This window comes from Streptomyces sp. WM6386, assembly GCF_000972385.1.
In the GTDB taxonomy this organism is placed as follows: Bacteria; Actinomycetota; Actinomycetes; order Streptomycetales; family Streptomycetaceae; genus Streptomyces.
In genome coordinates this window covers 23,919-38,027 of record NZ_JXTE01000026.1, presented here as the reverse complement: position 1 = coordinate 38,027, position 14,109 = coordinate 23,919, and the positions used below count along the sequence as shown (strand labels likewise).

At 71.5% G+C, this 14,109-nt stretch carries 8 protein-coding genes and 1 pseudogene; all 9 read right to left on the bottom strand.

From position 1 onward, the window contains the following. Positions 1 to 62: 62 nt before the first annotated feature. Entirely contained in the window at positions 63 to 2,150 is a 2,088-nt protein-coding gene (malQ, locus tag TN53_RS18095; protein WP_046259561.1) for a 4-alpha-glucanotransferase, read from the bottom strand. Next, positions 2,151 to 2,348 carry a hypothetical protein gene (locus TN53_RS18090; RefSeq protein ID WP_199924603.1) on the bottom strand — a complete coding sequence of 66 codons (198 nt, stop codon included), beginning with the start codon at positions 2,346 to 2,348 and terminating at the stop codon, positions 2,151 to 2,153. Positions 2,349 to 2,577: 229 nt separating this feature from the next. Continuing rightward, the gene (locus TN53_RS18085; protein ID WP_052745242.1) at positions 2,578 to 3,849 is read right to left on the bottom strand and encodes an MFS transporter; all 1,272 of its coding nucleotides are present in this window, start codon (positions 3,847 to 3,849) and stop codon (positions 2,578 to 2,580) included. A 50-nt stretch (positions 3,850 to 3,899) separates the two neighbouring features. Continuing rightward, entirely contained in the window at positions 3,900 to 5,159 is a 1,260-nt protein-coding gene (locus TN53_RS18080) for an ATP-grasp domain-containing protein (protein ID WP_046259559.1), read from the bottom strand. Positions 5,160 to 5,223: 64 nt separating this feature from the next. Next, complete coding sequence (locus TN53_RS18075; RefSeq protein WP_234441623.1) at positions 5,224 to 6,480, bottom strand: ATP-grasp domain-containing protein; 1,257 nt, start codon at positions 6,478 to 6,480, stop codon at positions 5,224 to 5,226. An 8-nt stretch (positions 6,481 to 6,488) separates the two neighbouring features. After that, positions 6,489 to 7,730, bottom strand: a complete 1,242-nt coding sequence (locus tag TN53_RS48360) for a cysteine synthase (RefSeq protein ID WP_420719108.1) — start codon at positions 7,728 to 7,730, stop codon at positions 6,489 to 6,491. Between the two features lie 3 nt (positions 7,731 to 7,733). Then, a pseudogene (locus TN53_RS48355) lies at positions 7,734 to 8,357 on the bottom strand (ATP-grasp domain-containing protein); the annotation flags it as partial. Between the two features lie 454 nt (positions 8,358 to 8,811). Next, complete coding sequence (gene epsC, locus TN53_RS18060; RefSeq protein WP_046259558.1) at positions 8,812 to 9,420, bottom strand: serine O-acetyltransferase EpsC; 609 nt, start codon at positions 9,418 to 9,420, stop codon at positions 8,812 to 8,814. Between the two features lie 60 nt (positions 9,421 to 9,480). Then, positions 9,481 to 13,566 carry an amino acid adenylation domain-containing protein gene (locus TN53_RS18055; protein WP_234441622.1) on the bottom strand — a complete coding sequence of 1,362 codons (4,086 nt, stop codon included), beginning with the start codon at positions 13,564 to 13,566 and terminating at the stop codon, positions 9,481 to 9,483. Between the last annotated feature and the right edge of the window lie 543 nt (positions 13,567 to 14,109).

Here is a 14,109-nt window from a genome sequence, read left to right as displayed (position 1 = left end):
CGCCCGGGGTGCCATACGTGAGCGACGCGAGGGGGACGGCATGGATCCGCCGATCCCCCGCGTCAACCCGGCCCGACCGTGCGAGGCCCGCGCAGTACCTCCACCAGACCGTGCAGGCGCGGCGAACCCGCCAGCCCCTCCAGCGTCACGGGCCTTCCCTCCGCGTCCGCGATCGGCAGGCGCCAGTTCGGGTACTGGTCCCATGTGCCCGGCAGGTTCTGGGGCCGTCGGTCACCCACCGCGTCCGGTAGCCACACCCCCACCAGCCTCGCCGGCGTACGCAGCAGGAACCGGTGCACCGCCTGGATCTCGGCCTCCTCCGTCGATGTGCTGTGGCCGCCGCCGGTGCCGTGCAGCAATCCCAGTCGTGCCAGTACCTCCAGCCACTCCCCGGTGTCCGCCGCCGCCTCCGTCCGTTCCTCCGCCAGTTCCCGGGTCAGCAGGCCCAGCCGGTAGCGGAGTTCGACGTGTTCGCCCGTCAGTCGGGCCGCGGTGGAGGGCAGGTCGTGGGTGGTCGCGGTGGCGAGGCAGTCGGCACGCCAGCGTTCCGGCGGCAGGGGCCGGCCGTCGCCCTCCCAGTCCCGCTCGAACCAGAGCACCGACGTACCGAGCACCCCGCGTTCGCGCAGCGTCTCGCGCACCCCGGGCTCCACCGTGCCCAGGTCCTCGCCGATCACCACCGCCCCGGCGCGCGTGGCCTCCAGGACCAGGATCGCGAGCATCGCCTCGGCGTCGTAGCGGATATAGGTGCCCTCGGTCGGCGGGTGTCCCTGCGGGACCCACCAGAGGCGGAACAGGCCCATCACATGGTCGATGCGCAGGGCGCCGGCATAGCGGAAGAGGGCTTTCAGCAGGCGTCGGTAGGGGGCGTAGCCCGATGCGGCCAGGCGGTCCGGGCGCCACGGCGGCAGTCCCCAGTCCTGCCCGCGCGCGTTGAAGGCGTCCGGCGGTGCGCCGACCGACATCCCGGCCGCGAAGTAGTCCTGCTGTGCCCAGGCGTCGGCGCCCCCGGGGTGCACGCCCACCGCCAGGTCGTGGACGATCCCGACCGGCATCCCGGCCTCCCGCGCCGCCCGCTGCGAGGCGATGAGCTGGGCGTCGGTGAGCCAGGCGAGCCGGCAGTGGAAGTCGACGCGGTCCATCAACTCGGCGCGGGCGCGGGCCGTTTCCGGCGAGCGGGGGTCCCGCAGCCCGGCCGGCCACCGGCTCCAGTCCGAGCCGTGCACCTCCGCCAGCGCACACCACGTGGCGTGGTCCTCCAGGGCCTCGCCCTCCTCGGCGAGGAAGTCGACGTAAGCGGCCCGCCGGCCGGGGCCGAGCGGCACCTCGCGCACCAGCTCCAGCGCCTCCCGCTTGAGCTCCCACACGGCGTCCCGGTCGATCAACGCGCCCTTGTCCAGCACCGCTTCGCGCAGCCTCCCGGCCCGTTCGGCGAGCGAGCGCACCGCCTCGCGGTCGGTGACATGGGCGTACTCGGGCACGTCCTCGACCCGCAGATGCACCGGGTCCGGGAAGCGCCGCGAGGAGGGCCGGTACGGCGAGGGGTCCGTGGGGGCGCCGGGCACCGCCGCGTGCAACGGGTTGACCTGCACGAACCCGGCGCCGAGCGCCCGCCCGGCCCAGGCGGTCAGTTCGGTGAGGTCGCCGAGGTCGCCCATGCCCCAGGAGTGCTGGGAGAGCAGGGAGTAGAGCTGGACGAGGAGTCCGTAGGAGCGTCCGGTGGCCGCGGGGAGCCGGGCGGGGGCGACCACCAGGTGGGACTCGGCCACCCGGCCGTCCGGCGCCGTGGCGGTCAACCGGTGGATGCCGGGCGGGAGTTGGTCGGCGGCGGCCCGAGTCTCGCCCTGTTCGGTCTCGATCCGCAGCCGAGTGCCCCTGGGCAGTTTCCCCAGGGACGCGGGCGGGCTGCCTCCCCAGCAGACCACCGTCGGTGGCAGCAGCCGGTCGCGCAGCTCACGCTCGCGGGCGGCCAGCGCGGCCGCGGGGCGGCCGGTGTCGACGCCGAGGGCTGCCAGGGCGAGGGTGACGGCGGTGGCCGAAGCGGCGACCGTACGGTCCGGGGAGGGGCTGTACGAGGTGGCGACGCCATGCAGCTCGGCGAGGCGTGACAGGTCCTCGGAAGGCGGTTCGGCCGACCCCTGCGCCGCCATCTACAGCCTCGCGAGGTCCGGCTCGAAGACCGCCGACTCGCTGGTCAGGTGTGCGGCTTCGGCGAGTGGCGGCTCGCTGGTGAGGGGCTCCGCGTCGGGCAGCGGCGCCTCACTGGTCAGCGGGATCTCGGCGCAGGCGCCCTCCGCGCTGAACACGCAGAAGTGCGGCTCGGGTTCGAGGGACGACGGCTGCGCCACGGGTTTGGAGCGGGGTTGTGCGGGAGCGACCACGAGGGGCCTCCTTGTCGAGTACGGCGACCTTGCGGGTTATCGCAGCCCTACCCAGTGGGCGCCGTGGCAGACGTACGAATGGCTACAACGTGCATCTCCTCACATTCTGTTGCGTACGTCCCGATCCCGCTGCGGCCACGACACGACCGGGCCCGGCGGGGGCGACCGCCGGGCCTCGATCCGCGGAGCGCTATGGCTATACCGCCTCGGCCGGCGTCGGCTCGGGCTCCGGCTGCGGCCTGCTGTCCGCCCGTTTCTGCGCCCACCGGCACAGGGGCGGTGCCGCCAGACCGCAGACGGCGAACAGGGCGGCCAGGACGACCCAGCCCGTGGTGCCGGTCGTGACGACCAGGCTGACCAGGATCGGCGCCGCGATCTGCTGGACGGCCACGCCGAGCCAGAAGACCGACAGATAGACGCCCTCCTGCTGGGGCGCCGCCAGCAGATAGGAGCCGCCCCAACCGCCGGCGGACTGGAACAGCTCACCGCCGGTCAGCGCGATCATGGCCAGCAGCAGCACGCCGACGGCCAGGACGACCGGCAGCTTCGGTGCCGCGACGAGCAGCACACAGCACAGCGCGAGGGAGAGCCCCGCCCGCGTCAGGGCGCGTGCCACGCCGGCCATGGTGTCCGTGTCGCGGCTGGCCCGCACCTGGAGGGCGACCGCGAGCACGGTGTTGACGGCGACCAGCGGGGCGATCACCGCGGACGGCACGTCGGTGTGCCCGACGATCCACAGCGGGATGCCGATGCTCAGCAGGGTCATGTGCATGGTGAGCACGGCGTTGATCCCCGTGAACGACAGGAACGACACATCGCGCAGCACGCTCACCGAGAACCGTCGGCGCAGGCTCTTCGCCGGCGCGCTGAGGATCGGCAGCCGGGCGGCCAGCATCGCGAGCACGGCGAACGAGGCGGCGTTGAGCAGCAGGATCGCCGCGTAGCCCGCCCGGTTGTCGATGAGCAGCCCGATGCCGCCCAGCAGGGCGCCGACGGTGAAGCCGACGTTGCGCAGCGACCGCAGGATCGCGACGGCCCTGACCCGGTCCTCGGCCTTCGTCACCTGGCCGACCAGGGCCTGTGACATCGGCGCGGACGCCTTGTCGACCAGGCCGAGCAGGCACACCACGGTGAGGAACTGCCACAGGTTCTGGACGAACGGGTACGCCACGAACCAGGCGCAGCGCCACACGCTCAGCCAGACCAGGACCTTCTTGGGGCCGATCCGGTCGGCGAGGACGCCGATCGGGATCGCCGTGGCCAGGGCGATGGCGGCGGACACGGTCAGACCGAGTCCGAGCTGCCCCTCCGACAGGCCGACGGACCGGGTGATGAAGGGCACGGAGACGGCCAGAAAGGCGCCGGTGCCGACGGCGTCGATCGACGTCAGCACGGCCAGCCGGATGCCGGCCGTCCCTCCCGGGACGGACCCGCGCCAGCCGCGGACGCGCTGCCAGAGGTCGGACATGTGCTTCCTCAATCAGTGGTGATACGGACTCGGTCGGCGGTGCCGCGGACTCAGCCGGTGGTGGCGATACGGACCGCCGCGTCCGCGTCCAGCACGCGTCGGCGTGTGGTGTCCGCGTCCGGCCCGGTGGCGATGACATGGCCTGCGCGGTCCCAGGAGGACGCCCACGGCCGGACCTCGTCGCCGGTCCCGACGCCCACTTCCACGACCTCGACGCCGGGCAGGTCCCGGGCCACGTCCACGCCGGAGACCTCTGTGACGGTGCCCGGCTCGGCGGCCAGGAACCGGATCGCCGAGGTCTGCTCCGACACCTGGGGCAGCGTGACCGGACGTCCGGCCAGCAGGTCGATCAGGGTCAGCCTGATCGTCGTGCCGTAGGCCAGGTCGATGAGGTCGATCAGATGGTCGCCGGGGCAGCGGCCGGCGCATTCGACCAGCGTCGGACCGGACTCGGTGAGGATCCACTCGGCGTGCAGGATGCCGGTCTGATAGCCGGTGGCGGCGACCAGCGCCCGCATGGCCGTGGTGAACGCGGCCTGCGTGTCCTCGTCGAGCGGAGCGGGCAGCAGATGGCCGAGCTCGACCGGGTAGGGCCCTGGGATCACGGTCTTGGCCGTGACGTTCTGGAAGACGATCTCGCCCCGCTGCACCAGCGCCTCGACGCTGAACTCGGGCCCCTGAAGGCGTTCTTCGGCCAGGTACCGCCACGCCAGCTCCCGGTCGGGCACCGACACCCGCTCGGTCGCGGAGGAGGTCCGCTCCCAGGCCTGCGCCGCGCTCTCGGCGTCGACCGAGTCCAGCAGCTGTACGCCGACGCTGGCCTGCCGGTTCGCCGGCTTGACCACGACCGGGCCGTCGCCCGCGAACTCGAGGATGTCCTCGGGCCCGAACACCTCGCGCCAGCGCGGGTTGCGGACACCGGCGGCGCCGGAGACCTCGCGCAGCCGGACCTTGTCCCGCAGCGCCTGCGCGGCCTGTTCGGTCGCGCCGGGCAGCCCGAGCTTCTCGGCCAGCGCGGCCGCCGCGGGCACCGCGTACTCCAGGCCCGGGACCACCGCGGCCACGGGGCGCACGGCCGTCAGTTCGGCCGCCAGGTCGAGGGCCTCGGTCGACTGGTGGTAGTTGGCCGGCACGATGCGGTCCACGCAGTCGAAGCGTCCCGCGGCGCCTGCCAGGTCCCGCTTGCGAAGGATGTCGGGTTCCTCGATCACCACGACGGACCCGCTCGGGACGTTGCCCTCGATCGCGTGCAGGTAGGCCATGTTGAAGCCGATGAACACCACCTGGGCGTCGCTGGCGGGGGCGGTCATGACGAGCTCCTGAGTGCGGGTACGGACTGCATGGGCACTGCCTTCCTGCGGGGTGGGGGGAGAGTCATACGGGCGTCCCGAGCACTCCGGCCCGGCCGTCCGCGCGTACGGGCGTTCCGTCGATGACGAGCTCGATGGCGGCGAGCACCTCCGCGACCCGGTCCCGGGCCTGCTCGGCGGTGGCGCCGGCGACGATGACGTGTCCGTGCCGGCTCTTGGAGTCGCGGACCTCCGCCACCGTGTCGCCGGGGCTCGGCCGGAGGTTCAGCTCGTCGACGTACCCGAGCCCGGCGACCGTGTCGAGGCCGCGGATCTCGTCTACGTGGCCGGGCGGGAAGGCGAAGAACCGCACGACCGCCGTCGCGGTCGCCGCGGCGGGCCCGGCCGGGGTGCCCGCCAGGCCGGCGAAGATCGCCTGCTCGATGTCGAGGCCGGTGGCCAGCTCGATGAGGCGTGGGATCCGGTCCCCGCCGAGCCGGGCCTGCGACTCGACGACGCGGGGACCGGCCTCGGTCCAGATCACCTCGGTGTGCGCGGGACCGAACCGGTAGCCGCACGCGGTGAGCAGTTCGGTCGTCAGGTCCTCGACGGCCCGCCGGCGCTCCGGGGGCAGCGGCGCCGGATGGACGTGCCCCACCTCCACGAACAGCGGCGGCGCGCCGAGCAGCTTCTCGGTGATCCCGACGATCCGGTGCTCACCGTCCCGGCTCAGTGTCTCCACGCTGTACTCGGGACCGCGCAGATACTCCTCGACCAGGAACGGACCGTCGTAGCCGTACTGCTCGACGAGCGCTGTCCAGACCGCGAGATCCGCCTCCTCCTGCCACAGGAACACGCCCCGGCTGCCGGCCAGTGCGGTCGGCTTGACCACGGCCGGGCGGCCGATGCGCCGGACCGCGTCCGGTACCTCGCGCCGGGTCGCCACCGCCTCGAAGGACACCGGGGACAGTCCGCGTGCGGCGAGCAGGTCCCGCATGGCGTGCTTGTCGGTGAGGAGCCGCACCGCCTCGGCCGGGTTGACCTCGATGTGCAGTTCCTCGGCCACCTCGTAGGCGGCGGCCATCGTCTCCTCGCGGCCGATGTGGTAGATCACCGAGGCGCGGTGCTCCTCGGCCACCTCACGGATGGTGCGGCGCAGCAGCTCCTCGTCCCCGAAGTCGGCCGTGACGAACACGTCCGCCAGTGCGCGTACGTCGTCCAGGTACTCCGGCGACTCCAGCCGCGGGTCCCAGATCGCGCCGACCCAGAACCCCTCGGCCTGTGCCTTGCGGACGAACTGGCGGTACGGCATCACCATCAGCAGGCGGGGCCTGTCGTCCACGGGCGCCGTCACCGGGTGCCCCCGGCCGCCTGCTCCTCGGCGACGCGGCTGAGCAGGCTCAGGTAGCGCTCGCCGGTGTCGGGGAGCAGGGTCACGATGCGCTTGCCCCGGTTCTCGGGACGGGCGGCCACGACACCCGAGGCGTGGACGACCGCGCCGGAGGAGACGCCGACGGTGAGGCCGGCGTGCACGGCGAGCCGCCGGGTGGTGTCGAGGGCGTCGGCGTCGGCGACCGCGATCACCTCGTCGATGAGTTCGCGTTCCGTGGTCGGTGCGATGAAGCCGCCGTTGAAGCCGGGGATGGTGTGCGTGCCGGGCTCGCCGCCGGACAGCAGCGGCGAGCCGGCCGGCTCGACGGCCACGATCCGTACGTCGGGGTTGCGCTCCAGCAGGTAGCGGCCCGCGCCGCTGAGGGTGCCGCCGGTGCCCACTCCGCAGACGAAGACGTCGATACGACCCTCGGCGTCGGCCCAGATCTCCGGGCCGGTCGACTCGTAGTGCGCCCGGGTGTTGTCGGGATTGTCGTGCTGGCGGCAGAACCAGGAGCCGGGGGTCCGGTGGTGGAGTTCCTCGGCCTTGTCGACGGCCGCCTGGTAGCCGCCGGTGTGCGGGGTGCGCACCACCTCGGCGCCGAGCGACTGGAGCATGGCGACGCGCTCCTGGGTCGCGTTGTCGGGCAGCACGATGACGCAGCGGTAGCCGCGGGCGGCGGCGAGGGCGGCCAGCGAGATGCCGGTGTTTCCGGAGGTCGCCTCGATCACGGTGCCGTTGCCGGGGGTGAGCAGTCCGCGCTCCTCGGCGCCGCGCAGCATCGACAGTGCGGCCCGGTCCTTGCTGCTGGACCAGGGGTTGAACAGCTCCAGCTTCGCCAGGACCTCGGTCTCGGCCGGGACCCCGTCCAGGACGCGGTCCACGGGGAGCCGCAGCAGCGGGGTGCGGCCGATCAGATCGACGAGGGAGTCGGCGACCGGGCGGGCGGTGACCGGCTCGGTCCGGATGTCGATCTCCTCGACGGCGGCCTCGGCGGTCCGCGCCGCGAGCTGGGCGGTCTCGGCGATCACGAGGACATGGCCGGCGCGGTCGCCGTTGCGGCGCGGCTCGCGCAGCACGGCGCCGGGCTTCGGCTTGACGACGACCTCCTCCACGCCGGGCAGCGCGGCGGCGCGTTCCTGGCCGGAGACCGACACCACCCGGCCCGGCCGGGCGACCAGGTAGCGGATGGCGGCGCCGGCGACGGGGTGCTCGGGCACGACCCGGGCCGGCAGCGGCCGGCCGAGGTACTGCTGGGCCACCAGCTCCAGTGACTTGATGCCGAGGGCGCGGTCGACCAGGTAGGTGATCTTGCCGCCGGCGGGCCGGGGGTTGATCTCGATGAGCTTGGGGCCGGAGTCGGTGACCTTGATCTCGACGTGGGCCATGCCCAGGTCGAACCCGCAGGCGCGCAGCGCCTCCACGGCCAGGTCGCCGATGGCGCGGACCGTCTTGTCGGGCAGGCCGGAGGGGAAGCTGTGGGCCAGTTCGACGAAGTAGCCCTGGCCGATGACCGACTTGTCGGTGACCCCGAGGACCTCGTAGCGGTCGCCGTCGGCGAGGACCTCCACGCTGACCTCGGGGCCGCTCAGGTACTCCTCGACCATCAGCTCGTGGTAGCGGCTCTGGCCGCGGGTGTTCTCCACCCGGGAGCGGATCAGCTCGACGTGCTCGGCGGCCTGTTCCGCGGTCTCCACCAGCCGGACATCGGCGCTGGAGGTCTCGTCGGCCGGCTTGACCACGCAGGGCAGGCCGATCTCGGCCGCGGCGGCCGCCGCCTCGGCGGGCGTCTGCACGGTGCGGAACGCCGGTATCGCGACGCCGAGTTCGGCGCAGCGCCGGCGCATCAGCGCCTTGTTGCGGGCGGTGGCGACGCCGTCGACGCTGACGGTGGGGAGCCCGAGGAGGACGGCGACCTCGGCGGCCACGACCACGTCGTACTCGGCCAGGGTCAGGAAGGCGTCGAAGGGGTGCTCGGCGCCGGCCCGGTGCACATGCGGCAGGAGTTCCCCGAGGACGTTCGTCTCGCAGTGGACGATCTCGTCGACGTACTTCTCGAAGTAGGCCGGACCGCCCGGCACTTCGAGGTACCGGTCCAGGTCGCGGGTGAAGAAGGTGACCCGGCAGTCGAGTTCCTTGATGATCTGCAGGCCCTCGAAGCCGGAACCGGAGAGGTTGCTCTCCAGTACACCGACGTGAATCATCTGTGCCTCCGATGGCGTGCCGACACGTGGTCGGGTCGATATGCGGTGAACGTTGCGGGGTACTGCGACGAATGGGGTGGGGCCGGTGGCCTGGGCGTCACCAGCACCCGGAGGTGGCCAGGGCGCGCAGCAGCTGGTCCGCGTCCTCGCGGTCCGCGGCCGAGGGCCGGGACACGATCTCGGCGGCGGGGGCCATCACGCGGGCCTTCGGGGGCACATCGCCCAGGACGAGCGCCCCGGCGCCGATCAGCGCGTCGTGGCCGACGGTGACCGGGCCGAGCACGATCGCGTTGGTGCCGAGGACCACGCGGTCGCCGACGACGGGGTGGCGGCGGGCGCCGGGTTCGCGCCGTCCGTCCTTCCACCAGCCGACGGCGCCGAGCGTGACCTGGTGGAAGATCGTGACGTCGTCGCCGACCTCGGCGGTCTCCCCGATGACCACGGCGGCCCCGTGGTCGATGAAGACACGCCGGCCGAGCCGCGCGCCCGGGTGGATCTCGATGCCACCGGTGCAGGCGCGCGCCAGGTAGGCGAGGAGCCGGGCGCTGTGACGGTGCCCACGGGTGAACAGGACGTGCGCCACCCGGTGGGTCCACAGCGCCGGCAGCGCGGGGTGCAGCAGGGCCTCCGCGCGCGTGCGGATCGACGGGTCTCGCGCGACGATCACGGAGAGGTCCTCCCTCATCCTGGTGATCACTGTGCGCATCGCGGTCCTCCGTGGTTCATGTCCTGGTGGGGTGGGCACCGTCGGATTCGGGCGCCGGGCTCAGTAGTTGGGGGCCTTGACCAGGTTTCCGGCGCCGTTCTCGATCTCCGGGACGTACACCCGCTCGTTCCAGACGTCCTGGGCCACCGGTTCGAGTGCGATCGAGACCGCGCCCTCGTCGACCGCGAAGGCGGCCTGGACGGCGCTGGTGATCGCGTCGACCAGGGCGGTGACCCGCTCGGCCTCGAGGTTGTTGGGGAAATGCTTGATGCTGACGTGCGGCACTCCGGTGACCTTTCTGGTGAGTCGTGCGGTCTTTATGGCGGTGACGAGTTCGTCTATTCCGTTCGCGCGCAGCAACTCGTAGTGGTCGGCCTCGAGTCGGTGGAGCGCGGGGGGTGTGGTGGTAAGCGCTTCACCGGAGTCGATGAACGATTCCTGGTCGCCGGTGGCCCGGAACACGGTGACCGGTGCGGCGATGGTGCGCTCGGCGAGTTCGCGGGGGTCGTACTCGAAGAGGAATGTCCGCCGCACCACGCCGACGATCCTGCAGACCCATTCACGGTCCAGGTGCTCGAACCGGTCGCTGACGAAGGCGATGAAGGATTCCTCGTCGTGTGTCGCGGCAAGGCATTCCTCGACCGCCGACTTCTCCAGGTTTCCGGCGAACACCGAATACAGGATGGAGACGAACGTGGAGTCGTCGAAGCCGGTCGAGGTCCGGCCGGCCGCGTCGCCGAGGAATTCCACGGGTGGTTTGCCGGGCGCGATGAGGATCACCTCGTCGACCTGCTCGCCGGCCAGCTCCAGCTGGTGGGCGGCCTCGAAGGCGAGCCGGGCCCCGAAGGAGTAGCCCCACAGGGTGTACGGGCCGGTCGGCTGGACCTGCCGGACCAGTTCGAGGTCCTTGGCGACCATCTCGGCGAACGTCTCGTACGGGGTCTCGTCCTGGTTGATGCCGTAGGACTGGACGCCGAGGAACGGCCGGTCCAGGTCGAGGCGCCCGGCCAGCAGCCGCAGGCTCATCGGGTAGCCGCCGAGACCGGGCCAGCAGAAGACCGGCCGGCCGCCGTCCGCGGCGCGCAGCCGCACCAGCCGGGAGGCCCCGGTGGCGGGTGCGCGGTCGACGCGCCGGGCCAGTTCGGCGATGGTCGGCGCGTCGAACAGCACCTGGAGCGGCAGGGCGGCACCCAGCTCCCGGTTGATCCGGTTGACCAGGGAGACCGCGGTCAGCGAATGGCCGCCCAGGGCGAAGAAGTTGTCGCGGATGGAGACCCGCTCCTGCTTCAGCACCTTCGCCCACAGTGCGGCGACGGCCTCCTCGGTGGGGGTGCGCGGCGGGACGACCGGTGCCTCGGTGTCGTCGACGGCGGCCTTGTCCAGCTCGCGCAGGGCCTGGTGGTCGACCTTGCCGTTGGGGGTGAGCGGGAAGGCGTCGAGGACGGTGACCCGGTTGGGCACCATGTACGGCGGCAGGGCCGCGGCGAGGTTGTCCTTGATGATCTCTGCGGGACCCCGCATGTGCACGGAGTCCTCCTTCATGCCCTCGCTGAGCCGCTGCTGGGCGCTGATGCGGCCGCCGACGGCGAAGTAGGACGCGGTGTCCGGGCCGAGGCCGACGAGGTCCGCGATACGCCGGGCCGAGGGCAGCGGGTTACCGGTCTCGGAGCTGTACCCGGAGGACATCAGCCCCAGGTCGAGACCGTTCATCTGAAGGCGCTGGAGCTCCCGGCCGAGGTCGACGTAGCGCTGCCACGCCTCGGCGGCGCCGCCGATCATGCTGACCCCGAAGCTCGAACGCGCGTAGACCTCCTGGTTGATGGCGATGACGTCCTGTTTGCGGACCAACTCGTCGGACACCCGAACCAGTTCGCCGGCGTCGTAGCGGTACTGGCCGTCGGCGAGATCGGCGATACGGCCCGGGTTGGCCTGCACATACAGGTCGACCGCGGTGGGCTCGGCCGCTGACGCGGCCGTGCGGATCTCGTACGAGGCCAGGTAGTAGTCCTCGTCCGGGCAGCGCAGGACGTCCTTGACCGCCGGCTCCGCCGGGCGCGCGGAGATCCGCAGTCCGTAGGCGGGCAGGACGTGGTCGAAGAGGCCGACCATGTGACCGGCTTCGAACTGGAGGACTTCCTGGATGTTGTTGCGGTAGACGGGCTCGATGGCCGAGCGGCGCCCGATGAAGTGGGCCCGCAGCCTCGGCTCCCCGGCCGGGGCCGGGCCGATCAGCGTGAGCCGGTGTTCGACCGGGTGGTAGTAGTAGTGGCCCGCCTCAAGGCCCGCGATGCCGGACAGCTCCAGGTAGAGCTGGGTGGCGTACAGGGATCCGGGTGAGGCGTAGCCGTACTTGGACAGCAGCCGCTCGCCGCTGGTGAACCGGCCGAACCAGCGCAGCAGCGTGCCGAGTTCGGTCAGGGTGAGGGTGTCCGGGTCCCGGGGCGCGGCCACCTGCTGCGTCGCGGGGGCGAGCAGGCGCAGGAGGTCCTGCCGGGTGACGTCGCCGCCCTCGTAGAAGCGGTACGTCTTGCGGGCGAACACCGTGCGCCGCTGCTCGGCCGTCGCGGTCCGCCCGGGCAGCTCGATGAACGGGAGGCCGTACTCCTGACGGACGCCCAGATCGGCGAGCTGGGCCTTGAGCTGGAGTTTGCTCTGCTTGGACTGGTGGTGGGCGCCGTGGTTGCCCTGGTCCATGACCGCGGCCCGGTGCGGATCGAGTTCGACGAAGGCGATGAGGTTGGCGCCGACTCTCGTGTCGTCGCGGACCACGACCGCGGCCCGCTTGACCCAGTCGTGCTTCTCGATGGACACCTTGATCTCGTCCAGTTCCACGCGGAAGCCGCGCAGTTTGACCTGGCTGTCGGTGCGGCCGAGGAACTGCACGGTGCCGTCGTCGTTCCAGCGGGTCAGGTCGCCGGTGCGGTAGAGGCGCGTGGAGTCCGGGTCGGTGGCGAACGGGTTGGGGATGAACCGTTCGGCCGTCATGTCGGGGTTGTTGAGGTAGCCGCGGGCGAGCTGCCGCCCGGCTATGTGGAGTTCACCCGACTCGCCGGGCGCCACGGGCCGCCGGGCGGAGTCGAGGATGTGGAAGCTCATGCCGTGCACGGGCCGGCCGATGGAGAGGTGGTCGGGTCCGTGCTGGACGGTCTCGCGGTCCACGGTGAGGGACGAGGCGTTGATCGTGGTCTCGCTCGGGCCGTAGAGGTTGACCAGTTCGACGTCCGGCAGCGCGTCGAGCAGCTCGATCGCCAGGCTCTTGGTGAGCGCCTCGCCGCCACTGAAGAGCTGGGTGAGCGAGGTGCACTGCGTCAGCCGTCCGGAGTCGACGAGCGCCTGGAGCAGGGTCGGCACGCCCTGGAGCGTGGTCACCCGGTGCGTCTGGATCAGGTCGAGGAGCCCGCCGGGGTCGGCGTAGACGCCCCGTTCACTCATCACCACGCTGCTGCCGCAGGCCGGGGCGAGGATCTCCCACTGGGCGGCGTCGAAGCTCAGCGGGGTCTTCTGCAGCACCGTCCGGCGTTCGTCCAGGCCCTGTTCACCGGCCAGCCAGCGCATCTGGCTGACGATGCTGCGGTGTTCGACGCCGATGCCCTTCGGGTTGCCCGTGCTCCCGGAGGTGTAGATGACATACGCGAGGGTGTCGCCGTGCGCGGCGTCCAGTGGGCCCGCGAGGGCACCGCCGCGCGCGGAAGCCGGGCCAGCGGGAACGACCCCGTGGTCGGCGTCGACGGCGTCGCGGGAGGCCTGTGCCCCGGCGACGGTGACGATCCGCGTGTGCGCGGGAGTGAGCGCGGCCAGCCGGGAGACCAGGGACTCGTCGGTGAGGATGAGCCTGGTCCGGGAGTCCGCGATCATGTAGCGGACGCGCTCGTCCGGGTACTCCGGCGACAGCGGCAGGTAGGGAGCGCCCGAGTACAGGACGCCCCAGACGCTCGCCATGAGGTCGACGGACGGATCCATGAAGATCCCGACGGGTTCGTCCGTCGTCGCACCGAGCCGACACAGATGGTCGGCCAGGACCTCGGCGCGTTCACCGAGCTGCTGGAAGGTCAGGCGCTGCGTGCCGCACGAGACGGCGGTCCGGTCGGGCCGGGTGAGCGCGGCCGCGCGCAGCATGTCTGGCAGGGACAATTCCTCGGACCCCATGGTTTTCGCCATCATCCTCGAACCTGGAATTGGTCACTTTGTGAGTGCGTTGGAAAAAGGCAAAGAAATGGCATGGTCATGCCAAGGGTGAGGCAAAACCATGTCAGTGCCGGCAGCCGGAGCCGACCGTCGATCAGCGCGCGGGAAAAGCCCCTGTCTCAGAACGAGAAGGGCGCGGCAGAAGACGGTTCTCTGGCTTTACGTCAGACAGAAAGCGCTTGAACTGGGATGAACGGTCGCCGACGGTCGAGGAAACTCTCTGCGACCACGGGGCGCCACTTAGGCGCTCAGACCGTCTCAGCACATCGCGAACAGAAGCTCAGTGCTATACCACTGGGTTTCGCGAACATACCTTTCAATACCCCCCGATTGCTGGGTCGGCTGGTTGGCGCCGACCGTGATCATCATGCGATCGGTGCTTACTTTAAATCGAGTCGACCCTCGTTGTAAAACCCTGATTTCGTCACAGGGCAGGACTCTTGGCTGAATCCCGGTGCCTGAGCGGACGTCATATGGGGGCACTTCGGGAACAGTTCGGGCGCT